Annotated in this window: 22 protein-coding genes and 5 pseudogenes; 14 read left to right on the top strand and 13 right to left on the bottom strand. The window is 70.2% G+C overall.

Going from position 1 to position 25,959, the window contains the following annotated elements; all coding sequences use genetic code 11:
* Window positions 1-69: 69 nt before the first annotated feature.
* Together ACFYWQ_RS29975 and ACFYWQ_RS29970 are read right to left on the bottom strand one after the other, a co-directional pair.
* On the bottom strand, window positions 70-1,218 hold the full coding sequence (locus tag ACFYWQ_RS29975; protein ID WP_389520614.1) for an amidohydrolase family protein: 1,149 nt from the start codon (window positions 1,216-1,218) through the stop codon (window positions 70-72).
* Window positions 1,219-1,648: 430 nt separating this feature from the next.
* On the bottom strand, window positions 1,649-2,395 hold the full coding sequence (locus ACFYWQ_RS29970) for an IclR family transcriptional regulator (protein WP_389521074.1): 747 nt from the start codon (window positions 2,393-2,395) through the stop codon (window positions 1,649-1,651).
* Window positions 2,396-2,575: 180 nt separating this feature from the next.
* Here ACFYWQ_RS29970 and ACFYWQ_RS29965 point away from each other — a divergent pair, with 180 nt between their 5' ends.
* The 6 genes and pseudogenes from ACFYWQ_RS29965 to ACFYWQ_RS29940 form a co-directional block, all read left to right on the top strand.
* Window positions 2,576-3,394 carry a 2-keto-4-pentenoate hydratase gene (locus ACFYWQ_RS29965; RefSeq protein ID WP_389520612.1) on the top strand — a complete coding sequence of 273 codons (819 nt, stop codon included), beginning with the start codon at window positions 2,576-2,578 and terminating at the stop codon, window positions 3,392-3,394.
* Complete coding sequence (locus ACFYWQ_RS29960; RefSeq protein WP_389520610.1) at window positions 3,391-4,332, top strand: acetaldehyde dehydrogenase (acetylating); 942 nt, start codon at window positions 3,391-3,393, stop codon at window positions 4,330-4,332. Before ACFYWQ_RS29965 ends, ACFYWQ_RS29960 begins: the two co-directional genes overlap by 4 nt.
* Entirely contained in the window at window positions 4,329-5,351 is a 1,023-nt protein-coding gene (gene dmpG, locus ACFYWQ_RS29955) for a 4-hydroxy-2-oxovalerate aldolase (protein ID WP_389520608.1), read from the top strand. The genes ACFYWQ_RS29960 and dmpG overlap by 4 nt, the downstream gene beginning before the upstream one ends.
* A 156-nt stretch (window positions 5,352-5,507) precedes the next feature.
* Window positions 5,508-6,424 (top strand): annotated as a pseudogene (locus tag ACFYWQ_RS29950) (DUF6192 family protein); the annotation flags it as partial.
* A 7-nt stretch (window positions 6,425-6,431) separates the two neighbouring features.
* A pseudogene (locus tag ACFYWQ_RS29945) lies at window positions 6,432-6,536 on the top strand (RacP protein); the annotation flags it as partial.
* Between the two features lie 29 nt (window positions 6,537-6,565).
* A pseudogene (locus tag ACFYWQ_RS29940) lies at window positions 6,566-6,920 on the top strand (transposase); the annotation flags it as partial.
* Window positions 6,921-7,115: 195 nt separating this feature from the next.
* Here the strand turns inward: ACFYWQ_RS29940 and ACFYWQ_RS29935 are convergent.
* Both ACFYWQ_RS29935 and ACFYWQ_RS29930 read right to left on the bottom strand, forming a co-directional pair.
* Window positions 7,116-7,979, bottom strand: a complete 864-nt coding sequence (locus ACFYWQ_RS29935; RefSeq protein WP_389520606.1) for an aminoglycoside phosphotransferase family protein — start codon at window positions 7,977-7,979, stop codon at window positions 7,116-7,118.
* A 25-nt stretch (window positions 7,980-8,004) separates the two neighbouring features.
* A complete protein-coding gene (locus ACFYWQ_RS29930) occupies window positions 8,005-8,307 on the bottom strand; it encodes a hypothetical protein (protein ID WP_389520604.1) in 303 nt (100 codons plus the stop codon).
* Window positions 8,308-9,271: 964 nt separating this feature from the next.
* Between ACFYWQ_RS29930 and ACFYWQ_RS29925 the strand changes: the two genes are divergently transcribed.
* The 7 genes and pseudogenes from ACFYWQ_RS29925 (at window position 9,272) to ACFYWQ_RS29895 (ending at window position 16,645) form a co-directional block, all read left to right on the top strand.
* A complete protein-coding gene (locus tag ACFYWQ_RS29925; RefSeq protein ID WP_389520603.1) occupies window positions 9,272-9,511 on the top strand; it encodes a hypothetical protein in 240 nt (79 codons plus the stop codon).
* Between the two features lie 707 nt (window positions 9,512-10,218).
* Complete coding sequence (locus ACFYWQ_RS29920) at window positions 10,219-11,337, top strand: hypothetical protein (RefSeq protein ID WP_389520601.1); 1,119 nt, start codon at window positions 10,219-10,221, stop codon at window positions 11,335-11,337.
* A 312-nt stretch (window positions 11,338-11,649) separates the two neighbouring features.
* On the top strand, window positions 11,650-12,825 hold the full coding sequence (locus ACFYWQ_RS29915; protein WP_389520600.1) for a glutathione-independent formaldehyde dehydrogenase: 1,176 nt from the start codon (window positions 11,650-11,652) through the stop codon (window positions 12,823-12,825).
* A 363-nt stretch (window positions 12,826-13,188) separates the two neighbouring features.
* Window positions 13,189-14,127 (top strand): SRPBCC family protein, encoded by a 939-nt coding sequence (locus ACFYWQ_RS29910; protein ID WP_389520598.1) that lies wholly within the window; start codon window positions 13,189-13,191, stop codon window positions 14,125-14,127.
* Entirely contained in the window at window positions 14,124-15,299 is a 1,176-nt protein-coding gene (locus ACFYWQ_RS29905; protein ID WP_389520597.1) for a zinc-dependent alcohol dehydrogenase, read from the top strand. The genes ACFYWQ_RS29910 and ACFYWQ_RS29905 overlap by 4 nt, the downstream gene beginning before the upstream one ends.
* Window positions 15,300-15,542: 243 nt before the next feature.
* Window positions 15,543-15,755: pseudogene (locus ACFYWQ_RS29900) on the top strand (hypothetical protein); the annotation flags it as partial.
* Window positions 15,752-16,645, top strand: coding sequence for a DUF721 domain-containing protein (locus ACFYWQ_RS29895; protein ID WP_389520596.1), 894 nt, complete (start codon window positions 15,752-15,754; stop codon window positions 16,643-16,645). The pseudogene ACFYWQ_RS29900 and the gene ACFYWQ_RS29895, both read left to right, overlap by 4 nt.
* A gap of 42 nt (window positions 16,646-16,687) precedes the next feature.
* On the opposite strand, the gene ACFYWQ_RS29890 is transcribed toward ACFYWQ_RS29895, so the two are convergent.
* From ACFYWQ_RS29890 to ACFYWQ_RS29865, 6 genes and pseudogenes are all read right to left on the bottom strand, one after another.
* On the bottom strand, window positions 16,688-17,416 hold the full coding sequence (locus ACFYWQ_RS29890) for a vWA domain-containing protein (protein WP_389521072.1): 729 nt from the start codon (window positions 17,414-17,416) through the stop codon (window positions 16,688-16,690).
* Between the two features lie 233 nt (window positions 17,417-17,649).
* A complete protein-coding gene (locus tag ACFYWQ_RS29885; RefSeq protein WP_389520595.1) occupies window positions 17,650-19,701 on the bottom strand; it encodes a TerD family protein in 2,052 nt (683 codons plus the stop codon).
* Between the two features lie 185 nt (window positions 19,702-19,886).
* Window positions 19,887-20,105, bottom strand: a pseudogene (locus ACFYWQ_RS29880) (transposase); the annotation flags it as partial.
* Window positions 20,032-20,235 (bottom strand): transposase family protein, encoded by a 204-nt coding sequence (locus ACFYWQ_RS29875; RefSeq protein WP_389521070.1) that lies wholly within the window; start codon window positions 20,233-20,235, stop codon window positions 20,032-20,034. The pseudogene ACFYWQ_RS29880 and the gene ACFYWQ_RS29875, both read right to left, overlap by 74 nt.
* Window positions 20,236-20,590: 355 nt before the next feature.
* Window positions 20,591-20,935, bottom strand: coding sequence for a PCC domain-containing protein (locus ACFYWQ_RS29870; protein WP_389520593.1), 345 nt, complete (start codon window positions 20,933-20,935; stop codon window positions 20,591-20,593).
* Window positions 20,932-21,120: a hypothetical protein gene (locus tag ACFYWQ_RS29865; RefSeq protein WP_389520591.1), complete on the bottom strand. Its 189-nt coding sequence runs from the start codon at window positions 21,118-21,120 to the stop codon at window positions 20,932-20,934. Before ACFYWQ_RS29865 ends, ACFYWQ_RS29870 begins: the two co-directional genes overlap by 4 nt.
* Before the next feature lie 46 nt (window positions 21,121-21,166).
* Between ACFYWQ_RS29865 and ACFYWQ_RS29860 the strand changes: the two genes are divergently transcribed.
* Window positions 21,167-21,448, top strand: coding sequence for a peptidase inhibitor family I36 protein (locus ACFYWQ_RS29860; protein WP_389520589.1), 282 nt, complete (start codon window positions 21,167-21,169; stop codon window positions 21,446-21,448).
* A 1,771-nt stretch (window positions 21,449-23,219) separates the two neighbouring features.
* Here ACFYWQ_RS29860 and ACFYWQ_RS29855 read toward each other — a convergent pair.
* Genes ACFYWQ_RS29855 through ACFYWQ_RS29845 form a run of 3 tightly spaced genes read right to left on the bottom strand, consistent with a single transcriptional unit; the run spans window position 23,220 to window position 25,649 of the window.
* Window positions 23,220-23,732 (bottom strand): shikimate kinase, encoded by a 513-nt coding sequence (locus ACFYWQ_RS29855; RefSeq protein WP_389520587.1) that lies wholly within the window; start codon window positions 23,730-23,732, stop codon window positions 23,220-23,222.
* Window positions 23,729-24,466, bottom strand: coding sequence for a chorismate synthase (locus ACFYWQ_RS29850; RefSeq protein ID WP_389520585.1), 738 nt, complete (start codon window positions 24,464-24,466; stop codon window positions 23,729-23,731). Before ACFYWQ_RS29850 ends, ACFYWQ_RS29855 begins: the two co-directional genes overlap by 4 nt.
* Before the next feature lie 16 nt (window positions 24,467-24,482).
* Window positions 24,483-25,649, bottom strand: a complete 1,167-nt coding sequence (locus ACFYWQ_RS29845) for a 3-deoxy-7-phosphoheptulonate synthase (RefSeq protein ID WP_389520583.1) — start codon at window positions 25,647-25,649, stop codon at window positions 24,483-24,485.
* Window positions 25,650-25,959: the final 310 nt, after the last annotated feature.

Below are 25,959 nucleotides of genomic sequence, written 5' to 3'. Positions count from 1 at the left end.
GCCTGCTTCCGCTCCCGGCATGGGTGCGGAAGCAGGCGGCCCGCGCCGTCCCTCACACGGTTCCGGGCGTCAGGTTTCCGATCGCCGGGTGCCGATCCTCCGCGCCAGCACGGGGAACTGCGCCAGCGCGTTGGACCGCTCGACCGCCAGCCGCTCCCGCGGGGTGAACGTCTCGCTCAGTTGCGGGGCAGGGTCGCCGGTGCCGGGGAACAAGGCGCTGGTGAAGGGCCAGTCGGTGGCGAACAGGATGTGATCGGTGCCGGCCAGTTCCTGGACCGGCCCCATGGCCTCCGGTACCGGTGAGAGGGCGGTGTCGTAGTAGAGGTCCCGGAAGTGCCTGCTGATGCCGTCCGCTCCGGGGATTCCCACCTGCTGTGCGATGGCCGGGGTGAGGGTCAGCAGGCTGGTGCGCCAGGAGAGGTAGGGCAGGGTGCCGCCCGCGTGGGCGGCGAGCCAGCGGATGTTCGGACAGCGCTGGTAGACGCCCTTGTAGAGCATGTTGACGAGCGCGCGGGTCGTGTCGAACGTGAACTCGTAGAGGAATGCGGGAAGCCCGAGCGCGGGAGTTGCCGGCGGGGTCACCGGGTGGATGAAGACCATGGCGCCGAGGGCGTCGAGCGTCTTCATCAGCGGTTCGAGGACCGGGTCGCCCAGGTAGGTGCCGCCGTAGCTGCTGAAGATGCCGATGCCGTCCAGCTTCAGCTCGCGCAGACCGTATTCGGCCTCCACGGCGGCTGCGGCGACGTCCGACGCTTTGGGGCTCGTGCCCAGGGGCAGCACGGCGAACCCGCCGAAGCGCCCCTTCAGCACCGCGGACGCCGACTGCGCGAGGTCCTGGCTCATGTACGTGTTGAGGCGCCGGGCCATCGCCACCCGTTCCTCGGACGAGGACAGATGGGTGACGCCGGGCTCGGACACCGAGACCACCTGTGTCTGGATGCCATAGCGGTTCATGAAGTCGACCGCGAGGCCGGGACTCCACGCCGGTACGGGGATCCCGCCGATCTCGGTGATCCCGTGCTCGGTGAGCGACTGGCGGTAGAAGTCCGGAACGAGATGGCAGTGCACGTCGATGCGGTCCCGCCCGCGTGCCACCGCAGGGGCGGCGTCCGCCGGGGTTCCTCCCAGGGCCGCCGCCGCGACGCCCAGGGGTACTGCCGCCCTCAGCAGCCCGCGCCGTCGCATTCCGCGCTGGTCGTTCGGTTCGTCATCGCCCATGGAACACCTCATCGTGAGAGCGAAGGGGACGTGGGGCATCGGTGTGTGCCCGACGGGGACAACGGACAGCCGCGAGAGGGAAAGGGACGGCCACCTGACCTGTCGTCAGAGCATTTCTGTAGCGTTCACTACGGGGCTGCCGGAGTGAGCGCTACGTTAAGAGCGGCGTCGGGGGCCGTCAAGGCGACGGACGAAAACGCTGTGCGCAGGCCGCGGGGCCCGGGGCGCGGCCCGTTCGGCCGCGCCCCGGGCGCCCCGTGTCATCCGCCGTAGGCGAGACCGTGGCCGAAGGGGCGGACCGGGTCGGTGCTCTCCTGCGGTGTGTCGGGCCTGTCCTTTTCGGCCTCGGCCGCCTGGCCCGGTCGCCGACCGCCGGCGGAAGCGGTCCGCGGGGAGTCGAAGCGGTCTGCGGGGAGTCCGGCCCCCGGGCTCAGGTCCCGGCCGCACCCCGGACGTGCCGGCCCGCGCGGAGCGTTCGGGACAGGCCGAGTGCCGCAGTCCGTACAGCGGGCGCGAGCTGCGCCGGGTGGAAGCGGGCGCGGGGCACCGCGACCGAGAGGGCGGCCACGGCCACCGGTCCGTCGAAGACGGGCGCGGCGATGCAGCTGACACCGGGGGCGGCTTCCTCCTCCTCGTAGGCCAGGCCCGCCAGCCGAGCCTGTTCGACGGCGGTGCGCAGCCGCTCCGGGTCGGTGACCGAGTGAGGGGTGAGCCGGGGCAGAGGCGCCGCCAGCACCTCTTCGACCAGCGTCGTCTCGGAGAACGCCAGCAGGGCCTTGCCCACACCGGTGCAGGACAGCGGCAGACGTCCGCCGATCCGGGAGGGCAGTCGAAGAGCCTCGTGACCGTGGATGCGTTCCACGTACACCACCTCGTGCCCCTCGCGTACCCCCAGATGGACCGTCTCGTGTGTCGCCTCGAACAGGTCCTGCATGAACGGCAGCGCTGCCTCGCGCAGATCACGGCGGTGCGGTACCAGCGCCCCCAGCTCGAACAGCTTGTCGCCCAGCCGGTACGCCTCAGCCTCCCGTTCGAGCAGTCCGAGCCGCACCAGGTCCGCGCACAGCCGGAACGCGGTGGTCTTGCTGAGCCCGGTCCGCTCGACGAGTTCTGTCAAACGGAACCTCCCTCCGTCGGGCCGGAAGCAATCGAGCACCACCACCGCCTTGTCGAGCATGTTCCCCTGACTGCTGTTCCGTGTCATGGAACAGATTTTGCCGCACCCTCCCGGGCGCGCCTATATCTGTCCTGAGCCGACGGCCACCACCGTCGGCAAAGGCCCCCACCCACCGTTCCCCCGAGGTGTCTCCATGTCCCACAACCGACGCGCCGACCTTGGCATCGAAGGGACCCGGCCGTGAGCGCCCCCGATTCCGCCGCGGTGGCCGAGGCCGCCTCCGTCCTGGAGGAAGCCGCCCGCACAGGCGTCCCGTGTCCGCCCGTGCGGAATCTGCTCCCCGAGGGGGACGTCGCAGCCGCCTACGCGGTGCAGCGCCGCCATCTCGAGCGGGCCCTGGCGGACGGCCGGCGCGCGGTCGGCCGCAAGATCGGCCTGACCTCACCGGCCGTACAGCGCCAACTCGGCGTCGACCAGCCCGACTTCGGGTTCATCCTCGCCGACATGGCGGTTCCCGAGGGCCGGCCGATCGCCCCGGGCCGCCTGCTCCAGCCGAAAGTCGAGGCCGAGGTCGCTCTGGTCCTGGCGGCGGACCTGCCGCACCGGGACCCGACCGTCGCCGACCTGCTGCGGGCCACCGCGTTCGCGCTGCCCGCGCTGGAGATCGTCGACAGCCGGATCGCCGACTGGGACATCACCATCGTCGACACCGTCGCCGACAACGCCTCCTGCGGACTGTTCGTCCTCGGCGGCACGCCCGTTCCGCTGGACCGGGTCGACCTGCGCGCCGCCCGCATGACACTCACGAAGAACGGCGAAACGGTCTCCACCGGTACCGGCGCCGACTGCCTGGGCAGCCCGCTCACCGCGGCTCTCTGGCTTGCCGCGACCCTCGCCGGCCTCGGCGACCCGCTGCGGGCCGGCGACGTGATCCTCACCGGTGCGCTGGGCCCGATGGCGGTCGCCGCCGAGGGCGACGAGTTCACCGCCCGCATCGAAGGCCTCGGCACGGTGGCGGCCGTCTTCGCCGCCGCGGACACGGAAGGAACCCCGGCATGACCACCAAGGTCGCCGTCATCGGATCCGGCAACATCGGCACCGACCTGATGATCAAGATCCTGCGGCTCTCCGACGACCTGGAGATCGCCGCCCTGGTCGGCATCGACCCGGAGTCCGACGGTTTGGCCCGCGCTCGTCGGCTGAAGGTCGCCACCACCCACGAGGGCATCGACGGCCTGGTCGCGATGGACGAGTTCGCCGACGTCGAGATCGTCTTCGACGCCACCTCCGCCGGAGCACACCGCCGCCACGACGAGGTGCTGCGCGCCCTGGGGCGCCGGGTGGTCGACCTCACCCCGGCCGCCCTGGGCCCGTACGTGGTGCCGCCGGTCAACGGCGACGCCCACCTCGACGCCTCCAACGTCAACATGGTCACCTGCGGCGGCCAGGCCACCATCCCCATGGTCGCGGCGATCTCGGCGGTCACCCCCGTCCACTACGGCGAGATCGTCGCGTCGATCTCCTCCCGCTCGGCCGGTCCCGGCACACGCGCCAACATCGACGAGTTCACCGAGACGACCTCGGCGGCCATCGAGAAGGTCGGCGGCGCCGGACGCGGCAAGGCCATCATCATCCTCAACCCCGCCGAGCCCCCGCTGATCATGCGGGACACGGTCCACTGCCTGGTCGGCGACTGCGACGACGAGGCCGTCACGGCCTCCGTCGAGGAGATGGCGCAGCGGGTGCGAGCGTACGTCCCCGGCTACCGGCTGAAGCAGAAGGTGCAGTTCGAGCGGGTGGCCGCCGATGATCCGCTGCGCTCGCTGCTCCCGGTCGGCGGCCATGCGGCCGGAGCGACGAAGGTGTCCGTCTTCCTCGAGGTCGAGGGCGCCGCCCACTACCTGCCCGCCTACGCCGGAAACCTTGACATCATGACCTCGGCCGCGCTGCGCACCGCCGAGCGCATGGCCGCCCACGCGAAGACGGTGACCGCATGAGCAACGTACCGCCCCTCTACGTCCAGGACGTCACCCTGCGGGACGGGATGCACGCCGTCCGCCACCGCTACACCGTCGACCAGGCCCGCACCATCGCCGCCGCCCTGGACGCCGCCGGAGTGGCCGCGATCGAGATCGCCCACGGCGACGGCCTCGCCGGCTCCTCCATCACCTACGGCGTCGGCTCCCACACCGACTGGGAGTGGATCGAGGCCGTCGTGGGCGCCGTCACCCACGCCGTCCCCACCACTCTGCTCCTGCCCGGCATCGGCACCCTGCACGACCTGCGCCAGGCGTACCGGCTCGGTATCCGCTCAGTTCGCGTCGCCACCCACTGCACCGAGGCCGACATCTCCGCCCAGCACATCGCCGCCGCCCGCGAACTGGGCATGGACGTCGCCGGGTTCCTGATGATGTCTCATATGGCCGAACCCGCTGAACTCGCCCGCCAGGCGCAGCTGATGGAGTCCTACGGCGCCCAGTGCGTGTACGTCACCGACTCCGGCGGCCGCCTCACCATGGACGGCGTCCGCGACCGGGTCCGCGCTTACCGAGACACTCTCGACCCGGCCACCGGCATCGGCATCCACGCCCACCACAATCTCGGCCTCGGCGTCGCCAACTCCGTCGTCGCCGTGGAGAACGGCGTCACCCGGGTCGACGCTTCCCTCGCCGGCCAGGGTGCCGGCGCGGGCAACTGCCCCCTGGAGGCGTTCATCGCGGTCGCTGACCTGATGAGCTGGGAGCACGGCTGCGATCTCTTCCCCCTCATGGACGCCGCCGACGACATCGTCCGTCCGCTGCAAGACCGCGAGGTCCGCGTCGACCGTGAGACGCTCACCCTCGGCTACGCGGGCGTCTACTCCAGCTTCCTGCGCCACGCCGAAGCAGCCGCACGACGGCACGGGGTCGACACCCGCGCGATCCTGGCAGAAGTCGGCCGACGCGGCATGGTCGGCGGCCAGGAGGACATGATCACCGACATCGCCCTCGACCTGGCGGCCGCAGCCACCGTCTGACGCCGTCGTTGCCCGCCCGGACTGGCGGGTGACAGGCTGGGCGGTGAAAGCGGCTCCCCTCCACGGCCGGGAAAGGGCACTGGACCAGCGCAGGTCAGTCCGGTGCACACAGCCTGGGCACCCGCCCCTGACCGGGAGGAACCCAGGCTGTGAGGTGAGTCCCTGTTCCGGCCGGCCGAGGACATCGGGGTGTCGTACTCGATGGTCGACCAGACCCGGTGGACGGCGTCCCGCCGGCCCAAGGAGCGCCGGGTCGCGGGCGTCTCCTGTACGGTCCACCGGATTCTGGCGGGGATCGCGGACGAGGAGGAGCGGTTCGAGGCGATCGGCACCCCGCCGGCGGGGAAGTCGCGGTGGACGCCGGACGAGGCGAACCGGCGGGCGGGCCGTCAGGTCGTCAGGCCCGTGACCCCGCAGGAGAAGGTCAGCGCGGTCCACACGCTCGCGATGGACGAGAAGGCCGCGGCGACGGTGACCGGCGACCTGCTGCGGCGCCCGGCCGTGGTCGCGCAGGTCAGGCCCGAGGACAAGGTGAGGGCGGCGGCGGAGCTGTCCCGCGAGGACGAGGTCGCCGCCGCGATCGCCCCGGACATCCTGCGGCGTCCCGCGGTCGTCGCGAAGGTCCCGCCCGCCGACAAGGTGAAGGTCGTCGAGGAGCTGACACGGGACGAGAGCGTCGTCGCGGAGGTGACTGCCGGTCTGCTGCGCCGCCCGGACGTCGCGTTCAAGGCGATGGGCGACGACACCGCCCGCCACCAGGTAAACCGTGCCCGGGTCGAACGCGGCCGGCAGGCCCGCGAGGACTTCGAGGAGAACAACCCGCTCGCCCCGGCGATCCGCGCGATCGACCGGTCGGTGGAGTTCCTGGACCTGGTCACCGCCTGCCCCGCGTTCGTCGCCGCGGCCGGCCGGGTCGTCCCGGGCCTCGCGACCGGCAACGCGGCGACGACGGACGCGTCCTGGTCCACGAGAACGTCGCCCGGGTGCGGGCCGCCCTGGACCGGATCGAGAAGGCCGTCGACACCGGAAAGGTCGACGCCGACGGCGAACTGGCCAAGCTCCCGCAAGGCGAACAAGCCGGTGCCACACACCTGCGAGCGCAGATCGGCCGCCTCCCACCGGCACGCCGACACCGTCCGGTTCGTGCTCTTCGAGGCCCGCCCGGCGGGGCTGACCTTCCCCCAACCCGGTCAGGTGGAAGGGGGGTCGAATTGATCCGGCACCGCTGCTACCCGTCCGACACCTATGACGACTGACGACGAATGGGCCCTCATCGAGCCCCTCCTCCCGCCACCGGCCTGCGAGTCCCCCAAGGGGGGACGCCCCGAGAAGCACCCGCGCCGCGAGATCGTCGACGCGATCCGCTACGTCGACACCGAATGCAAGCGGCGGGCCCTGCCCAGGGACTTCCCGCCCTGGCGGACCTGCTACAGCTTCATGGCCCGCCGGGCAGCCACCGGTGTCGTCGGGCAGATCCGCGACCAGCTACGCAATCGCATCCGCCGCGAGAGGGGCCGGGCCCCCGGCGCAGTCGTCACCGTCATCGACTCCCAGTCCGTGAAGGCCGCCGAGGCTCGGAGTCGTTGATCACCTGGGCCGCGATCACACTGATGACCAGGCGCATCACCCGCAGGTCCTCCCGCCGGAGCGGACAACCCGCTTCCCACGAGGCCAACCGGGACTGATCGTTCTCAAGTTCACGGTCGGCAACTCCACCCGGACCGACCCGCGTCCCGGACCGGCACCAACCCTGAAGGCCGTCCGCTACGCCAGCACCGCACGGAATGCCCGCTCGCCGATACCGTGCATCAGTGGGTTGTCCGCCGAGTGCGACAGGAAGACCAAGGACAGGGCAAGCGCCCACCCGCGGGCCCGCTCCCAAGTCGCGTCGTCCGCGCGGCCGTACGCCTGTCGAAGAACGGCGCGCTGCTCCGCGGTGAACAACATCCAGGCCACGGACAGGTCGGTGGCAGGATCGCCGGAGGTAATGTCACCGAAGTCGATCACGGCGCTGATCCGGCCGCCGTCGACCAGGATGTTGGCCGGGTGCAGGTCTCCGTGCAGCCACACCGGCGGCCCGTCCCAGACGGGCGCCGCGACGGCCTTCTGCCAGATCTGCAGGGCGATTGCTCGATCGTCCGGGGCGACATGTGCCAGCCCGGTCAGGACGCCCTCGGCGCGTCCGGCCAGCGGAATCCCGCGAGCCGCGTTGACTGGCGCCTCCGAAGCGGCCGGGGCGTGCAGCGCATCCAGGAACTCGCCGATCGTCGCCGCGGCCGAACAGGGGTCGTCGGGCTCCGACCGCGCCGCGATCCGGCCCGCGAAAAACGGCACGACGCTCCAGGACCACGGGTACCGAGCTGTCGGCTGCCCGACACGCACCGGCGTCGGCACGGGCAACGGCAGGCGGTCGGCCAACTCCGGCAACCACCGCTGCTCGTGCGCGAGAAGCTCGGCGGCCATGGCACGCCGAGGCAACCGGACGAGGAACTCCTCGCCGAGTCGGCACACAAGGTTGTCCCAGCCGTTCGCCAGCACCTCGACCGGCAGATCCGCCAGGTCGGGGTGCTGTTCGTCGAGTAGACGGCGCACCAGACCGGCTGAGAGTGAAACCTCCGCGGCAGGCATTCGGTGAACTGTCACAGCGAGAACTCTACGGCGGTGGCCCGGCGCACGTGTCCGGGTCGGCGAGGATCTTCTGTGCCCACGCGATGGTCGGCCCGAGGTCGTCCCACCGGGCGCGGTCCGCCCGCCGCTGCGCCTCCGCGCGCTCGTGTTCGATCTCCTGGTCGTACGGGGTGCAGTGCCAGTCGGCCATCGCCTGCTCGCGCTCGCTCATCGCCGCCCACACCGTGAGCGGGTACAACGGCACCAGGCACCGCCGGCACGAGCGCTCCGCCGACGACCGGGCCACCCGGTGGCCGCGCTCACGGCGTTCGTCGCACGCCAGGCACATCCCGTCGCCGTAGCTCCTGGTCGGTGCCGGCGTCCGGAAGACGGTGCCGCAGTCCTGGCAGGTCCGGTGCCGCAGTCCTGGCAGGTCCGGCGACGCAGGTCCTCCCGGCGCCGGGCCTCCCGGTCCTCGCACACGCCGCACATCCACACTGGGACGGGGAACACCTCGCCGCAGTCGGTGCAGGTGCGCCGCTGCTGCATCTGCCGGCGCTGCAGAGCCGACAGCGGCCGCATCGTCACCGCCTGCTCCGGGTCCCACAGAGCGATCCGGGTCCCGTACCAGTGGACGTAGACGTACGCGACCGGCCGCTGCCCCGCAGCGGGCTTGCGCCGCACCGCTCCCAGTTGGGCCTTTGTCCGCAGGTACGCCGGTGCCCTGCCGCTCGCGTACACCGGCACTCCCTTCACGAACTTCAGCGGCTCGCCGCCTAGCGGCGACCAACAGCGGTGAAACATGACATAGCTTCTGAATCAATGTCAAGTATCCGAAAAATGGGTCAGGTTGGGCGTATGCGCTTAGATGCCCGCTCGCGTACGCGAGGGAGAGATTCACCCGCCCGGGGGGTGGTGACGTTGAGCCTGGAGGTGGGTGAGGCCGCCGTCGTGGGCTGGCCGCGCGGGGGAACACGGCGAGGGCCCGGACCGTGTGTGGTCCGGGCCCGCGGTAGGCGTCCAGCCACCAGCCGGAAGCCCACTACGAGGCCCTCATCGGCGACGCCGTCGCCGTCCTCCCGACGCCCATGAGGCGGTGCGCCTGCTCTCGGGTGTCGTCACCGGCGTCGACACGACGACGACCTGCCGCGGCGACGCCTGCGTGACACCCGAGGCAGCCCAGGACGCCCTGTACGCCTGGAAGAACCAGCTCACCTGCATATTCCCCGAACCCCCGGAGGAGGAGGCTCGATGGAACTGGAGGTGGGCGCGCGACCACGGCCGCAGAGCCGCGTGCCAGCACCGTCGGCGCCGTGGACGCCGAGGCAAGCACGTGGTACTCCGCCGGAGGGGAGATCGAGGGGATCTTCTACTGCACCGACCACAAGAGGGTCCAGTGGACGTATGACGCCTGCTCCGACGCCGCTGAAGCGGCCCTGACCAGGGCCGGATTCGACCCCTACTCGTTCGACACCGCCGCCGAGGCGTACCACGCGGCCTTCCTCGCCCTGTCGAAGGCCGGAACACTGCCCGACGGACGAACGCTTGCCTGAGCGTTGCGCCAGGTGTTGCCGGACCTGTCGATCCCCTCTCGCATCTGTGCACGTCAGTAACCGGTTTTGGCGTGGTCGGGCTGCTGGCATCCCCGTTGCGCCGCCCCTTCGCCCATGCCCTGGCGGGAGTTGAGGAGTGGGAGGGCGGGATGGGCGGCGCGGACGCGGCCGGGGGTCGGGCGCGCTCACCGGCATTGCGCGTCGCCGGGGCCGCCGCGCGGGATGGCGCCACTGGCCGGAGGCGTCGCGGGCGACGTCGACGCCGACTTCCACCACCAGCTCGGGTTCCACCAGCGTGACGACCGGCTTTTCCTGGCTGCCCCACCCGGCGGAGAACGACCAGCCCGTCCACGGATGACCGCGCCGTCCTCGAGCGAGCAGGCCGGCGACCGCCGCACCTGCCGCCCGGGCAAGGGTGGTGGTGTGGCCGACGTGCTGAAGGCGGCCTTCGGTGTCGCACCTGCCGAGCAGCAGCGTGCGGGGAGCGGCCAGGGAGCCGGTGACCGCGCCGGCGATCGCCTCACTCGTCTCGCTCGTCTCGCGGACCTACTGGTGAGGATTCAGTATCCCAAGGCTGCGCGATTCGTGCACGAAACAGGACATGGAGCTCCGTCGTCGATGGGGCAGCGGTGAGGGGCGGCGGCGTTATGTCGGGGACATTCTGGGCACTGGTGAGCGCCGGGGCAGCCGACGAGGAGGGTCCGGTCATGCGGGAGTCGTCGCAGGGCGTCACGGTCGTGGCTCTCCTGGCGGATCCGGACGCGCCGACGGAGATCGCGCAGCATTTGGCCCGGGTACTCCCTGCTCGGCTCGCCGGCAAGTCAGGACAGGGGCGGCGGTTCGACGTCGAGGTGGTCAGTGAGCCCTTCACCGCGGGGACCGAGGACCTGTCCACGTTGACGCGCCGGATCGTGGACCGCGGGCGTGCGGAAAGCTGGGACATCGTCGTGGCCCTCACCGACCTTCCGCTGCACTCACACGGGCGCAAGCTCGTGGTGGATCTGAGTCACGAACACGGCTTGGCGCTGCTGTCGCTTCCGTCGCTGGGGGGCCTGCGTTTTGAGCGAAGGGCTCTGCGGGCGGTGGAAGAGGCCGTTCTCAGCTTGGCGAGTCCGCGAGCCGCTGGGGCTGCTGAAGAGCCTCCCCGGGGTCAGTCGCTGGGACGTTTCGCCAGTCGTCTCGCGCCGATTCACCCGGGCCCGATCGATGAGGACGAGACCGCTGATCTCCGGTACGTCGTCAGCGGGCCGCGCGGTTACCTGAGGGTGCTCGGCGGTATGGTCCGCGCCAACCAGCCGTGGCGGTTGGTGCCGGGTCTGTCGAAAGCCCTGGCGGCCGCACTCGCCACGGGAGCGGTCGCCACCGTGAACTCCACCCTCTGGAGTCTGTCCGAGGCTCTGAGCACGCCGCGCCTCGTGATCGCCATGGTCGGGTCCGTCGCGCTCATGATCGGCTGGCTGATCGTGGACGCGCACCTGTGGCACCGATCAGAAGGGGCCTCGCCGGAGGCGAGGAAAAGGGCGCTCCTCTACAACGCGTCCACGGTCGTGACCGTCTGCATCGGAGTGCTCGTCTGCTACGCGGGTTTGCTGGTCATCAACTTGGTGTGGGCGCTCTTCCTCCTCAACGACCGCGTCTTCGCCTCCATGACACGAACCCCGCTGCACGCCACGGAATACTGGACGCTGTCCTGGTTCGTCGCTTCGATCGCCACGGTGGGCGGCGCGCTGGGATCGGGTCTGGAGAGCGACGAGGCGATCCGGGCAGCCGCTTATTCCAAGCGCGAACAGGAACGTCGGCGGATGCTCGAGGACGACGGTGAGTAGCTGGTGACCAGACTTGGAGATGCGTCCTTGATCGGTAGTCGTCCGGTAAACAAAAAATCGGCTGATCGATCGGTGAAGGGTAGTTTCGCGTCGCAGGCCGACGGGGACCCGCACCGCACGCCGTCGGAGCGCCGAGGCTCCGCCTGGTGGGCCGACGGCCCAACCAAACCACCGTTCCACCTGATCCGGGTGAACGGCCGCAGAGGCGTCCCGGAGCCACGGACTCCCTCGTAGCACTTCCAGAGTCAGGCTCTTTGCGCCGTCTCATCATCGCTGTGCCGCGGTCATGCCGTGACACCGAGGGAAGTCATCATGAAAGCAGCGGTATACGAAGGACCGCGAACGGTCACGGTGAAGGACGTACCGGACGCGAAGATCGAGCATCCCTGCGACATCATCGTCAAGATCACCTCCACCAACATCTGCGGTTCGGACCTGCACATGTACGAGGGCCGCACCTCGTTCGAGTCCGGCCGCACCCTGGGGCACGAGAACATGGGGCAGGTGGTGGAGGTCGGCTCGGCCGTCCGCAAGGTACAGGTCGGCGAGTACGTGGTCCTGCCCTTCAACATCGCCTGCGGCTTCTGCAAGCAGTGCGAGCAGGGTCTGACCAACTACTGCCTGACCATGCAGCCGGAACCGGCCCTCGCGGGAGCCGCCTACGGATTCGCCGACATGGGCCCCTACCAGGGCGGCCAGGCGGAGCTGCTGCGCGTGCCCTACGGTGACTTCAACGCGCTACGTCTGGGCGAGGACGCCGCCGAGCGGCAGACCGACTACGTGATGCTCGCCGACATCTTCCCCACCGGCTATCACGCCACCGAGATGGCCCACGTCAAACCGGGCGACCAGACGATCGTCTTCGGGGCCGGTCCCGTCGGGCTGATGGCGACCTACTCCGCCCTCCTCAAGGGCGCCGGCCGCGTCTGGACGGCCGACCACCAGCCCGACCGGCTGCGCAAGGCGGAGGAGATCGGGGCCATCCCGATCAACACCGCCGAGCAGGACCCGGCGGAGGTCGTCAAGGAGGCCACCCTCGGTCTGGGCGCCGACAACGGCTGCGAATGCGTCGGCTACCAGGCGCACGACCCCCAGGGACACGAGGACGCCAGCCTCACGCTCAACGGACTGATCGACTCGGTCAGGTTCACGGGTGACATCGGCGTGGTGGGCGTGTTCCTGCCCCAGGATCCCGGCGGCGCGGAGGCTCAGGGCGAGCTGGAGGCCCAGGGCAAGGTCCCGATCGATTTCGGGATGATGTGGTTCAAGGGCCAGCACATGGGGACCGGGCAGGCGCCGGTGAAGAAGTACAACCGGGCGCTGCGGGACCTGATCGCCGGCGGGAAGGCGAAGCCGAGCTTCGTGGTCTCCCACGAGCTCAGCCTGGATGAGGCCCCCACCGCCTACGAGCACTTCGATGCCCGTGACGAGGGCTGGACCAAGGTGGTCCTGCATCCCAACGGACACGGCAACGGTCACAAACAGTAACGGCCACAAACAGTAACGGCCACAAACAGTAACGGCCACAAACAGTAACGGCCACAAACAGTAAGGGAGCACAGGGCCGCCGCCCGCCTGCTCCCCGCAGGACAGGGCCGACCGACGAGCGACGTCCAACCCCGGCTTCGGCCGGGGCCGGACGGGCGATCGTCGCCAACGCTCCTGCCCTACCTGAGCAGCAGCGGCGATCAACGTGCCCGGCTCGGTAGGCCGGACGGCGGATCCCGATGACGCTGATCGAGGATTGGATGCGGGCCACGCGGAAACTCCGCCGTTGTCCGCTGTGCGCCCTTCACCTTCTCACTCAAGTGGCTTGCCTTCCGTTCACCTCACCGCACGAGGGAAGCACCCATGAAGACAGACACCCGTTCCGCCTCCCGCCTACGACACGATCCGCTCGTGCGTGGCCTGGGCTGGGCCAGTGCGCTCCTGGGGGTGCCGCAGGTCTTCGCCCCGGCCGGCTTCGCCCGGGCCCTGGGCGTGGACGACACCTCCCGGCACCGCTCGGCCACGACCGCCGTCGGGGTGCGGGAGCTGGCGGCGGCGACCGGATTGCTGGGGCGGCCGCATCCCGCCTGGCTCTGGGGCCGCGTCGGCGGCGACCTCATGGATCTGACGATGCTGACCCGGGCCTTGAAGAACCACAACGGCCGCGGCCTGGGCCGCACCGTTGCCGCGACCGCCGCGGTCACCGCCATCACGGCCACGGACGTCTACGCGGCCGTGACCCGCACCCGTAGGAGCGCCCCCATGGAACTGACCGCGGCCACCACCGTCACCCCATCCCCGGATGAGGTCTACGCCCTCTGGAGGGACCTGGAGCGCCTGCCGGCTTTCATGGCGCACCTGGAGGAGGTGCGCGTCACCGGCCCGCGCACCAGTCACTGGCGGGCCAGCGCGCCGTTCGGTAAGGCGGTCGAATGGGACGCCGAGACCACACAGGACGTCCCCGGCCAGTTGATCGCCTGGCGGTCGGTGGACGGTGCCGACATCGACAACTCCGGCGAGGTCCGCTTCATGCCCGCTCCCGGCGGCCGGGGCACGGAGATCCGGGTGGCCATGCACTACGACCTGCCCGGCGGGGCGCTGGGCAAGGCTGCGGCGCGCTACTTCGGCGAGGAACCGCACCAGCAGCTGGACGACGACCTGCGCCGCTTCAAGCAGATCGCGGAGACCGGCGAGGTCGTCCGCTCCGAGGGCGCACCCGGCGGCAAGCGGGCCCGCGGCGAGTTCCCGCAGCACCCGGCCCGACCGCTGACCGAGGACGAACTGATGGAGGCCCTGGTATGAAGGCGAACTGCTGGACGGGACGCAACTCGGTCGAGGTGCAGGACGTTCCCGAACCGTCGATCCTGAACAGCCGCGACGCCATCGTGAAGATCACCTCCACGGCGATCTGCGGCTCCGACCTCCATCTGGTCGACGGCTACGTCCCCACCATGGAAAAGGGCGACATTCTGGGCCACGAGTTCATGGGAGAGGTCGTCGAGGTCGGCCCCGGCATCAGCGATGGCAAACTGCGCGTCGGCGACCGGGTCGTCGTGCCCTTCCCCATCGCTTGCGGTGCCTGCGCGTCCTGCCGCGCGGAGCTGTACTCGTGCTGCGAGAACACCAACCCCAACGCCGGCATCTCGGAGAAGTTCTTCGGCCACCCCACCGCCGGCATCTACGGCTACTCCCACCTCACCGGCGGCTTCGCCGGCGGCCAGGCCGAGTACGCCCGCGTGGTGCTCGCCGACGCCAACGCCCTCAAAATCGAGTCGGACCTCACCGACGAGCAGGTGCTGTTCCTGTCCGACATCCTGCCGACCGGGTACATGGGCGCCGACATGTGCGACATCCAGGAAGGTGACGTCGTCGCCGTCTGGGGCGCCGGGCCGGTCGGCCAGTTCGCCATGGACAGCGCCCGGGTCCTGGGCGCGGAGAAGGTCATCGCGATCGACAAGGAGACCTACCGGCTCGACATGGCCGCCGCCCAGGGCTACACCACCATCGACTTCGAGGACACGGACGTACGGTCGGCACTGCTCGAACTCACCGGCGGCCGGGGCCCCGACAAGTGCATCGACGCGGTCGGTATGGAGGCCACACACGGTGCCTCCCACGTCCACCTCTATGACCGAGCCAAGCAGGCGGTCCGCTCGGAGACGGACCGGCCACACGTCCTGCGCCAGGCCATCCTGTCCTGCCGCAGCGGAGGCGTGGTGTCGGTCATCGGCGTATACGGCGGGACGATCGACAAGTTCCCGGCGGGTGCCTGGATGAACAGGTCCCTGACCCTGCGCACCGGGCAGTGCCACGTGCACAAGTACATGAAACCGCTGCTGGGCCTGATCGAGCAGGGCAAGATCGACCCGACCCGGGTCATCACCCACCGGCTGCCCCTGACCGAGGCACCGACCGGCTACGACCTTTTCAAGAACAAGAAGGACCGCTGCGAGAAGGTCGTCCTCAAGCCGTGAGGGCCGCGATGGATTGCGGCACCATGTCTCGCCAACGCCGACAAGCCGAGGTGGCGATGCCGCGCCACTGCCACAGGCGATTGATGCACGGCTCGACGGCGTTGCGCTCCTTGTAGGTCTCGCGGTCGAAAGCCGGTCCCTCACCTCGGCTGGCGCGACGCAGTTTATGACTTCGCTGGTCCGCCGGGACAGCAACCATTGCGCGGATGCCGCGCTTGCGCCTGAGCCCTTTTGGGATCCCCAGGCTGCTGCGCTGTCGCCCTCGGCCTGTACGGCGTGGGCGCCACCTTCCGGGGCGACGCACATGTCGGCGGCATCCTTGCCGCGTACGGCGGCATCTTCGGCGCCGGGTCGATCGCCCGGGACATGGTCGCGGACGGACACCGGCCCGACCGCTTCGACGTCATCGGCGCGCTGATCTGCCTCACCGGCATGGCGTCCTGGGAGCGGTCGTGAGTGGCGGCGAGATGTCGGGTGTCGACCTGGCCCGGGTCGCGCTGCGGGCCGCGCTGGAGGCGGCCCGCAACAACGGCAGCAACACCCATGCGGTGAAGCCGAAGCCGTGGACGACGTCGGTGGTCCGGAGTGACGGGCGCGAGCCGATGGAGCTCGGTGCGGCGATCGGCGCGCTGGTGACCGAGCGGGCCTGGGAGCTCCCGGCCGCCGGCGCCACGCTGCGCGAGCGGTGGGAGGCCATCGCCCCCGAGCTCGCCGGGCACGTCTTCGCGGTCGGCTACGACCCGGACTCCGGCCGGCTCACCGTGTGTCCGGAGTCGTCGGCCTGGGCGACGGAGGCCTGGCTGGAGCAGACCCGGGTCATCGCGGCCGCCAGCGCGTCGGTAGGGCGTACGGTCCCTGCGGATCACGGCGCCCGGCGCGGTGTAGGTGCCCGAGCCGACCGGCGTCGACCCGGAGCCCGCGGCCGTGCCCGCCGGGCCGCCGCGTACCCAGGAGACCGCCTCGGACGGCTACCGCCGCGCGCTCGCCGCGCACCAGGAGGCGGCGCCGCCGTCCCTGGTGGACCCCGGCCATCGCGGAGGCGGCAGACCGCCGCGATGCGGGCGCTGAGCCTCCAGGCTTTCCCCGAGTCGGACGAGCCGGCTCCGATCGAGGCGCCCCGTGAACAGCGCCGCCGTAAGGCTGCGGCCACCGAGGCTGCCGCCCTGCGCCGGGCACGGCACGATCGAGCGGCCCGGGGCGCCGCACCGACAGCCGACGTCCCCCAACGGCACTTGCACGGTGCGGGCCGATGCCAGGAGGCCGTCGGCGCTGACCGCGACGGCCGCCACGTAGATCGGCCGGTTGGCGACGTGACCGTTCCTGATCTTGACGTGATGGGGGCCTGATGGTCGTCGGTGTGGCGGTGCAGGGGATAGCGTTGGGGCGTTTCACTGCAGGATGCCGGTGGTGCGGGCGGTGGCCAGCCAGTCGGGGAATTCCTGCAGGAGCTGGTCGAAGAGGTGGTGGTCAGGGACGGCTTGCGGGGTGCGGCCGGCGTGGAAGAAGCCTGCGTTGTCTACGATCCGGCGGTTGGGGACGGCGAGGGTGTCCAGCTTGCGCAGGAATGTGAATTCGTTGTCGTTGGGGTCACCGAAGCCGATGAACTGCCAGAACAGGGGGAGGCGCGCGGCTTTGCACAAGTAGCGTTCGGCAGCGGTCTTGCTGGTGGGGCCGCCGTCGGTCTGGAAGATGACCAGGGCGGGGCAGTGGCTGCCGGATTCCATGTAGTGGTCGATGACCTCGTCCATGGCCCAGTGGTAGTTGGTGCGTCCCATGTGGCCCAGGTTTTCGTGCAGTTTGTTGATGCGGCCGCGGTGTCTGCCGAGGGTCAGGTCGGTGGTTCCGTCGACGTCGGTGGAGAAGAACACCACCGGAACGGTGCCGTCGTCATCGAGGTGGGCCGACAGTGACAGAACCTGCTCGGCCAGGTGCTGCATGGTGCCGTTTTGGTAGTAGGGCCGCATTGACCCGGAGCGGTCCAGCACGAGGTACACCGCAGCCCGCACGTCCTCGAGCCCGTGGCTGCGCACGCTGGCACCCGCCGTCTTGTACAGGCTGACCAGATCGGGTGCCCTTTCCTGCACCTTGGTCAGGCTGATGGCCGCAGCGTGCTCCATGCCGTTCGTCGGGATCACTCCTCCGTGGCGGCGCCCCGCTTCCCAGCAGGTGCCTGCGGTTGCCTCTTCGTCTGCGAACAGTGCGGTTCGGACTGATTGACCGGGCAGTAACGGGCGGTAGGGCATCGGGGTGTGCGAGCGTCCCCTTGCAGGGGTCGGGTGGCGTGTGGGCCTGTGCAAGGGACGGTTGCGCGGCGGGCGCAGGCGGTGTTGCCGCCGCCTGCGCCCGGGCGTCATTCGGCTGCCGCGCGTTCCTTGGACGGTGTCCGGCGTGTTGTCGGGGTGTCCAGGTGGACCACGACGGTGGTGTAGGCGCGGTGCACGGCGTCGTCGACGCTGCGGATGAAGCCGGTCTCGGCGTTGCCGCGTCCGCTTCCCATGCTCTTGAGCAGCGACAGGCGGAACCCGGTGATCTTGGCGTTGTCCTTGGGCAGCAGGTCCGCCGGTTCGGGGCGCAGCCGCTCCAGGGTTCCGCGAGGGCCTGCGGCTTCGCTGTCGACGAGGGTCTCGACGTGCAGGTCCGCCGGCGCTTCGGCCAGGCGCCGGATAAGTCGCTTGGCCCAGCTCAGGGGGTAGCCCTGCTCGGGGGCCGGGATGTCGATGCCGGTGCGTAGCTTGCCGTTGCGCAGGTCGGCGCTGACGGTCAGGACGCCGGGGGTGCCGTCGATGCGCAGCTCCGCCTGGAGCCGCCCGTCAAGACAGAGCTGATCGGCCAGGTGGTTTCGGCGCTCCTTGGGGTCCGCTCCGCGCTTGGTGCGCTGGACGGGCAGGACCTTCTGCCCGAGTTCGCCGCCCAGCCTGAGGCAGACCTGGCGGATGAGCCGCTCCCAGTTCTCGACCACTTCCAGCGCCCGGGAGTCGCCCTGGCAGAGGGTTTCGTCGTTGATCCCGTTGCGCACGGGAACCCAGGCCGGTCCCATGTTCTGGAAGCCGTGGCAGCCGGAGTTCTCGTGCTGCAGGTAGTGCAGCAGTTCCTGCAAAAGCCAGGCGTGCGCCGCGTTGCCCACTCCCTCGTGCCTGATCAGCATCTGCGCCTGGTGGGCGACTTCGGCCCAGGACAGGTGCCAGAGGGCGACCTTGTGCTTGCGCCGCTTGTCGATCTTGACGTCGACGAGCGGGCTACCCTCCAGCGCGACGTCGTTCGTCAGCGTGATCACGGCCTCGTAGCCGCGGCGCGCGGCGATGTCCATGTACGCCTGCACCTGCTCGGCCTTGAGCGCGTTGCCGTTGGTCTTCGTCTCGACCAGCGCGGTCCACAGCTTGCCGGCCCGCTCCACCCGGATCACCCCGTCCGGGCGCCGCGGACTGTCCCCATGAGGCAGCGAGACCTCCGTGAACGTCTCCATACGGCCCGCCGGAGCCCCGAACCCCGCGGTGAGCCTCCTGCTGAACTCCGGCACCTGCGCCATCACCGACAGCAGCACCGAGGTGGCACGCATCTCACGGTCCCGGTCGCTCTTGAGCACCGAGACCGGGAAAAGCCTGGCCTGCCTCCAGGAGTCGTTCTCCGCCAGGGTCTTCTTGACCGTCTTGGGAAGAGTGACCTTCTTCTTCGCGGTGCGAGGACGGGCGGCCGGCTTCCTCGGCTCACCGGCCTCGCCCTCAGACCGGCGAGGAGCAGGGATGGCCTCCAGCGGCGCCTGCTGGACCGGCTCCTCGGCCGGCGTCCCGGCCGGCGCCAGAGCCACCGCATCCGCCTGCTCGTCGGCTTCCGCCCCGTCGAACGCCGCTTCGGCTTCCGTAGCCGCGTCGTCCTCGATGTCGACCCCGAAGTCCGTCGCCAGCCCCGCAAGACCGGTTTCGTAGCCCTGCCCGACGGCACGGAACTTCCATCCCTCACCCCTCCGGTACAGCTCACCGAAGATGACCGCCGTCACCGAGCCGGCATCGTCGACGGCGAACCGCAGAAGGCTCTCACCGGCCGCATCGGCCAGCGTGATCCTCACATCCTCCAACTCCCCGAAACGGGCCTCGCCGTACCTGCTCGCGGCGACGACGATCCGGTCGACCGCGGACGGCACGGCGGTGAGGTCGAAGCTGATCCGGTCCTCGCTGCCGTCCGCCGTCGGCGTCTTGCCCAGAAGCTGCACGCTTCCGTCAGCGGCCACCGGATGGTTGTAGAAGTAGAAGTCGCCGTCGCTGCGCACCTTGCCGTTCGCGTCCAGCAGGAGGACCGACACATCCGCGTCGCCCTCGCCGGTAGGGCTGACCCAGCCCAGACTGACGATCACCGAACCGACGTCGTCGCTCAGGTCCGCCAGGGCCACATTCGAACCCATGATCATTTCCTGCACAAAGCCCCCAACCGCGCACCCTGGGCATGCGGAAGATCCCGCCCCATCTGTCTCATGCGCGACACAAGATGACGAGTCGCGCGGAGAAAACAGTAATACGCACCGAGCTGGGAGTGTCATGAATCAGGCTCTGCCAAGATTTTCGCAGCCGTTGATCGCTCGCCGCCCGGGATGGATCAGTTGAGAAGGATGCGGTGGCGGAGGAGGCGGAAGCCGGCCCGGCCGTACATCTGGCGCTTGATCAGTTTCATCTCGGTGTTGACGCCTTCGGTCCCGCCGTTGCGGAACGGGAGGGTGAGCCCGTTGGCGACGGCGTCGTGGTCACGTTCCAAGCCGCGGGTGAAGGCGCGCAGGTGGGGAGGGTCGTCCTCGCGGACACGGGAGATCGTCCGCGTTCTCGCAGGAGAGGCGGCGCACCGACACGTCGATCACCACCGGTCTCCCGCCGATCGCCTCGTCGGCGACATGCCGCACGTACCGGCTGTGCTCCCACGTCGACTCCTGCCCGCAGCCCGGGCAAACCACCGAGATCCCGGCAGCGGTCCGCACCGTGATCCTGACCAGGCCGCCGCCTGTATCTACCGTCTCGACCAGCACCGGAGCCAGGTGAGGAAGCAGGGCCGTCAACTCGACATCACACGCCACCAGCCTGCCCCAACGGGCCACCCACCAAGGGAAGAAGACGATCAACAGCTACGAAAGAGCCTGATTCATGACACTCCCGGCCAATACGCAGGAACAACTCGCCCAGCTCGACGAGAAGGGCCACCGGCCGCTGCGGACCGTGGCCACCGACGACCCGGCGGCCGGGCTGTAGGACGCTTCGGCCCTGGCGCCGACCCACGGGGGAGGGGCGGCGCCCGGGCCGAGTGCGGACACCCTAACGCGTGGTCAGGTTGGCCGGTATGACGTAGGCGCGGGCGAAATAGGTGCCGATATGCGCTTCGTGGAGGTGCCCGGCGATCGCACGGTCGCCTTCGACGCCCATGACGACGTGGAGGTGGACGAAGCCGTTGCGGATCTCGCCGGTGCCGGTCATCTCGCCCGGCAGGTCGTACTTGGTGATGGTGTCTTTGAGGGCGTCGCCCTCGTGCATGGTCGAGATGGCGAAGGAGTCCGCAGCCCCGATCAGGGAGACGATCGCGGCGTCGGTGACGCCGGCCTCGGCGGCCTGGCGGTTCAGCTCGTCGACGAGCTCACCGGCGGGGACTTCAAAGACGATCATGCGGGACTCCGTCCGATCACGGGGCTCAGCTCCCGCAGCATGACCGAGGAGCACCAGCGGGCGCCGGAGTCGGCGGGGTTGAGGGCCTCTCTCGCGAAGCGTGCGGCGAGGAAGTCCGCACGGTGGGCATACGCGGCGGGCTGGGAGGCGATCCGCCGGGCGGTCGTCCAGTCCACGGCGCACACACGGGGATGGTCCCTCCCGGAACACCCGCCCGGCCACACCCTCCCCGTGCTCCCCGGGCCCGCCGGGGAGCACACACACGACGCCGGGTTTTCAGGAGGTCGGGGAGCCGAGGTGTATGCGATCGGTCGCCGCGAGCTCGGCCACTTCCGGGCGTGGAACGATCGGGTCAGCTCGGTGTGGAACCTCAGCGGCGGTCAAGTCTGCATCTGGACCGATGCCGACTACTACGGCTACTACTTCAGCATCCCGGCGGGCGCGAAGCAGGAACTCCTGTTCCTCTACGACAACGCGGTGTCCTCCATCTCGGTCAGTGGCTGCGGAGGCTGAGCCGGCTGGTTGACCGAACCCGCCATCCACCCGCGCTTCGAGGGAGGACGGCGGGATTGGGCCGGATGGCGTCCCGCGTAGGACACCGTTGGCAATTCGGAGGCGGTCGCCAGATGGCCTTGCAGAGGGCTGTAACTGATCATTTCATCAGGTCTGTGGCGGGACTTGGCAGTGGGGCCGCGTAACGGCGAGCGGCCGCTGTCCGGCACCCCCTGCGCCTCCTGCGCCCGTGCCCGGGCCGAGGAAGCCGACCCGGCCGGAACTGCCGCCCGCGCACACGATGCCGCCGTGCAGCGCCGCACGACCGCCGGGCAGCCGCCCCTGCCCGGCAGTGACCCCCTCCACCCGGCCCGGACTGCACCGGCCGCCGACGGAACACCGCCGCACGGCACCGCGCCCGCGCGCGACCGCCTCCAGCTCGTGGCGAACGAGGATCGTCCCGCTGCTGGCGTCGTGCGCGATCCGGGTCTCCGCTTGGGCGTCCCGCCATTGCGTCCGGCCGGTAGACCCACACGGTCCGTCCGTCCAGGGACAGGGTGCAGCCCGGCCGGTGGCCATGGCGCCGGTCGGAGTGCGGCTCGGAGGCCAATGCCCCCACACCAGGTCACCGGCGCGCGTGAGGCAGACGACGCCGTTCAGCGTCGTGTACGCGACTCGCTCCAGATCGGGCCGGACCACCGACTCCACGACCTCGTCGCCGGGCCGCGGCTGGAACCCCGCGACGGGCTCCAGAGCACCGAGAGCACCGGGCCTCCGCATTCATCGACATACCTCCGACCGCCCCGGCTCTCCTGCCGGTTCCACCAGCCGTACCGCATCCGGCGCCGCGTCGGTGCCGCCCGCCGAGTCCTCCTGCGGCACGGACCCCGAGCGGGTCCATGACTGCGCTCGCGCCGGTCAGGACGTCCACGAGATCAGCGTCCGACTCGTCTCGCAAACGCCACACCACGTACCCCAAGCACAGCGGAGGAATCGCATGCCTGACGACACCGCACGCCCGCACGACCCGGAGGAGCGTCGCTTACGAAGCGGCAGCCGCTCCGGCGGATCGGCGCCGAGGACGCCGGGTGGCCACTGCGTGGTACTGGGGCCAGCATCGGCGGACTCTTCGCCGCACGCGTGCTGTCCGACACGTTCGACCAGGTGACGCTGATCGGCACGAAGTGGCTCCAGGAGATGTCTCCCGGTCTGCGCGAGGAGTCCGAAGCGGGTGGAGTACCCGTGGTCCGGGAACCCACCAAGATGCACTTCGCCCCGGGAGGCCACCTCCTGAGCCAGGAGGGCCGCTATGCGGACCCCATCCCCGCTACCAGCCGAGCCGTCTCAACTGGAAGGCCGAGTACGCACTCGGCTGAGGGCATTACCGAACGTCGAGATCATCGCCCGCTGCGAGGCGGCCGGGCTCATCAGCGCCCCGGACGGACGACGCGTCGTCCGCGCCCGCGTCGTGCACCGCGACAGAGGAGCGGAGCGGGAACTCGCCGCGGACCTCCGCGTCGACGCGACAGGTCGCGGCGGACGCACCACACGACGGCTCGCGGACCTGGGCTACGACCAGCCGCAGGGACACCAGATCTCGATCGACATCAAGTACGTCAGCCGGAACCTGAGGGTGGCACCGGGCGCCCTCGGCCGGAGAAGGGTCGTCATCGTCGGGGCCTGCCCGGGACGATCGACGGGCGCAACTTTCCTCCAGCACGGTGAGGACAAGCTCAGCTTGATTCTGTCGGGGATCTTGATAGCCGAAGTCAGCTGCCGGTTGCTGCCTCGCTCACGCTTCCTTCAACTCCAAAGCCACCAAAGCCGCTTGTGTGACTCCTTCGGGTGTACGGCCGCCCGTGGCGACGACCGCCGTGGCGATCGACTCGTAGCGGTGCCGGTGCGCCTCCATCAGCTCGCGCCACTGCTTGCGCGGGCTGACCGCGAGCAGCGGGCGGGGCGCGTCGAGGCCGGGACGCTTGACCGCCTCCTCGACGTCCATCGAGAGGTAGACGACGCGTAGTCCGGCCAGCAGCGCGCGCGTGTCCGCGTCCAGGACCGCCCCGCCGCCGAGCGCCAGGACCCCCTCGTGCCCGGCGAGGGCCTGGTGCACCGCCTGCTTCTCGATCGCGCGGAAGGCGGACTCGCCCTCGTCCACGAGGATCTCGGCGATGGTCCGGCCCTGCTCGGCGACGATGTCGTCGTCGGTGTCCCGGTAGCCCACTCCGAGCCGCTCGGCCAGCAGCTGCCCGACAGTGGACTTGCCCACGCCCATCGGACCGACGAGGACGACCACAGGGCTCATCGGATGGCCAGGTTGTCGAGGCAGGACTGGACGTTGCGGCGGGTCTCGGACACGCTGTCGCCGCCGAACTTCTCCGCCACCGCGTCCGCGAGGACCAGGGCGACCATGGCCTCGGCGACGATGCCGGCGGCCGGGACCGCGGACACGTCGGAGCGCTGGTGGTGGGCCTGGGCTGCCTCGCCGGTGGCGACGTCCACGGTCCGCAGGGCGCGCGACACGGTCGCGATCGGCTTCATCGCCGCCCGCACCCGCAGCAGCTCACCGGTGGTCAGCCCGCCCTCGGTGCCACCGGAGCGGCCGGAGACGCGCCGGATGCCCTCAGGGGTGTTCACGATCTCGTCGTGCACCTGCGAGCCGGGCACCCGCGCCAGCTCGCGCGACATGTAGAACACGCCAGTGGTGTTGACCGCGAACGTCGCTGCCCAGTCCTCGTCGGTGAGGTCCCGGGCCTTTCCCAGACGCAGTACGCCCGCCCCGTTGACCACGTGGTCGAGCGGTCCCAGGGTGTCCTCGACGTCCGCGACCAGACGCTCGGCGCCGGCGCTCGTGGTGATGTCGGCGGGGAACGCCCGTACCCGCAGCCCGGCAGCAGCCAGTTTCCCGGTCACCTCGCTCAGCCGGTCCGCGTCTTTGTCCACGGCGGCCACCGAGGCCCCGCGTTCACCCAGGGTGCGGACGACGGCTTCGCCGATTCCGCCTGCGGCTCCTGTGACCAGGGCGATCTTTTCACGCATTGAAAAAGTCTCCTTTTCAGCGTCGCCAGACCGACGCGACCTCCACGGCCTGCCGGGGATTGAGCCGCGGATCACAGAAGCTCGTGTACTTGTCTCCGACCGAATCCAGGAACATGGGGTCGGCCACGCATTCCGTGACCTGGTCCGGAGTGGTTTCCAGATGAAGGCCACCGGGAATTCCGCCGGCCGCTGTCAAGGATTCCTGGAATTCCTCGACCTCGCGCACGACGGTCTTCACGAAACGCGTCTTCAGGCCGTCGGGGCCGGACTCGGTGTTGCCGTGCATCGGGTCGGACAGCCAGATCACCGGGTGCCCGGCGCCGCGGACGGCGGCGGCCAGGGCGGGGAGCTTTTCGGGTGCCGTTCCGGCGCCCATCCGCGCGATGAGCGTCAGCCGCCCGGGGACCCGCTCGGGGTCAAGGCGCTCGCACAGGCGCAGCAGTTCCTCCGGCGTCATGCTCGGTCCCACCTTGCAGGCCACCGGGTTTCGCACGGCTGCCAGAAGCGCCACGTGGGCACCGTCCACCTGCCGGGTGCGCTCGCCGATCCACGGCCAGTGCGTCGAGGTGAGCAGCAGGCCGCCGTCGCCCTGCCGGCGCAGCATGGGCAGTTCGTAGTCGAGGAGAAGGGCCTCGTGGCTGGTCCACACGGGGGCTTGGGCGCGCCGGGCGCCGCCGGAGCGGCCAAGGTGCTCCATGATCTCGCGCGCAGCCTGGTAACCGGTCAGCAGGCGCTGGGGGTCGGGTCGGCGCAACACCGGGTCGGGGTTCGGGTCGTTCACCATGTGCCCGCGGTAGACGGGCAGTTCGACGCCCTGGATCGTTTCGGTGGGCCGGGAGCGCGGCTTGGCATACTGGCCGGCGAGCCGGCCCACGCGGACCACGGGCCGGCCCGTGGTGACGCGCATGACGCCCGCCAGGAGGTCGAGCACCGCCGCCTTGCGGGCGACGTCCACGCGGCCGATCTCCGTCCAGTCCTCGGCACAGTCACCGGCTTGGATGACCTGGGCGTGTCCCTGGGCCACCGTCCTGAGGTGATCGTGCAGCCGGGCCACGTCGGCGGCCTCGACGAGCGGCGGCAGCACGCCCAGTTCCCGCCTGGCCCGCTCCGTCTCGGGGCGGCCCCGCCAATCTGGCTGCTGGACAGCGGGCAGCGATTCGATGTAAGCGGGCTCGCTGTCCAACTCGATTCCTCTCGCGGAGATGAAGAAGGATTTCTTCGGCTGAACTCGTGAGTTGCTTTCACCGATTCTGCGGAATCATGGGATCACCGGGAAGGGGGGAATCGTTACTTCGTCAGGTTCCAGCGGAGCGGAATTACAGTAATTCATGAATTTCTGGAAACACGGAGTCCCGGGCGCGGGGGCCCCCCGCCCGGGCCCCCGGGTTGGGGGGGGGGGGTGAGCGGGTGTCGCCCCCCGCGCCCACGAGGGCGGGTACCACGACCAAACACCACACAAAGGGTTCCACCCCCACCACCCCCGCCCCCAAAAA

The sequence above is a fragment of the Streptomyces sp. NPDC003247 genome (assembly GCF_042888135.1).
Taxonomy (GTDB): Bacteria; Actinomycetota; Actinomycetes; order Streptomycetales; family Streptomycetaceae; genus Streptomyces.
The sequence above is the reverse complement of the archived record's forward strand: the minus strand, read 5'-3'. Positions and strand labels throughout refer to the sequence as shown.

Excerpts from the sequence above, each read along its gene's own strand:
- ACFYWQ_RS29975 (WP_389520614.1), bottom strand. The coding sequence starts at position 1,218 with ATGGGCGATGACGAACCGAACGACCAGCGCGGAATGCGACGGCGCGGG.
- ACFYWQ_RS29970 (WP_389521074.1), bottom strand. The coding sequence starts at position 2,395 with ATGCTCGACAAGGCGGTGGTGGTGCTCGATTGCTTCCGGCCCGACGGA.
- ACFYWQ_RS29960 (WP_389520610.1), top strand. The coding sequence starts at position 3,391 with ATGACCACCAAGGTCGCCGTCATCGGATCCGGCAACATCGGCACCGAC.
- dmpG (WP_389520608.1), top strand. The coding sequence starts at position 4,329 with ATGAGCAACGTACCGCCCCTCTACGTCCAGGACGTCACCCTGCGGGAC.
- ACFYWQ_RS29935 (WP_389520606.1), bottom strand. The coding sequence starts at position 7,979 with ATGCCTGCCGCGGAGGTTTCACTCTCAGCCGGTCTGGTGCGCCGTCTA.
- ACFYWQ_RS29930 (WP_389520604.1), bottom strand. The coding sequence starts at position 8,307 with ATGTGCCTGGCGTGCGACGAACGCCGTGAGCGCGGCCACCGGGTGGCC.
- ACFYWQ_RS29920 (WP_389520601.1), top strand. The coding sequence starts at position 10,219 with ATGCGGGAGTCGTCGCAGGGCGTCACGGTCGTGGCTCTCCTGGCGGAT.
- ACFYWQ_RS29915 (WP_389520600.1), top strand. The coding sequence starts at position 11,650 with ATGAAAGCAGCGGTATACGAAGGACCGCGAACGGTCACGGTGAAGGAC.
- ACFYWQ_RS29910 (WP_389520598.1), top strand. The coding sequence starts at position 13,189 with ATGAAGACAGACACCCGTTCCGCCTCCCGCCTACGACACGATCCGCTC.
- ACFYWQ_RS29905 (WP_389520597.1), top strand. The coding sequence starts at position 14,124 with ATGAAGGCGAACTGCTGGACGGGACGCAACTCGGTCGAGGTGCAGGAC.
- ACFYWQ_RS29890 (WP_389521072.1), bottom strand. The coding sequence starts at position 17,416 with ATGGAGCACGCTGCGGCCATCAGCCTGACCAAGGTGCAGGAAAGGGCA.
- ACFYWQ_RS29885 (WP_389520595.1), bottom strand. The coding sequence starts at position 19,701 with ATGATCATGGGTTCGAATGTGGCCCTGGCGGACCTGAGCGACGACGTC.
- ACFYWQ_RS29870 (WP_389520593.1), bottom strand. The coding sequence starts at position 20,935 with ATGATCGTCTTTGAAGTCCCCGCCGGTGAGCTCGTCGACGAGCTGAAC.
- ACFYWQ_RS29855 (WP_389520587.1), bottom strand. The coding sequence starts at position 23,732 with ATGAGCCCTGTGGTCGTCCTCGTCGGTCCGATGGGCGTGGGCAAGTCC.
- ACFYWQ_RS29850 (WP_389520585.1), bottom strand. The coding sequence starts at position 24,466 with ATGCGTGAAAAGATCGCCCTGGTCACAGGAGCCGCAGGCGGAATCGGC.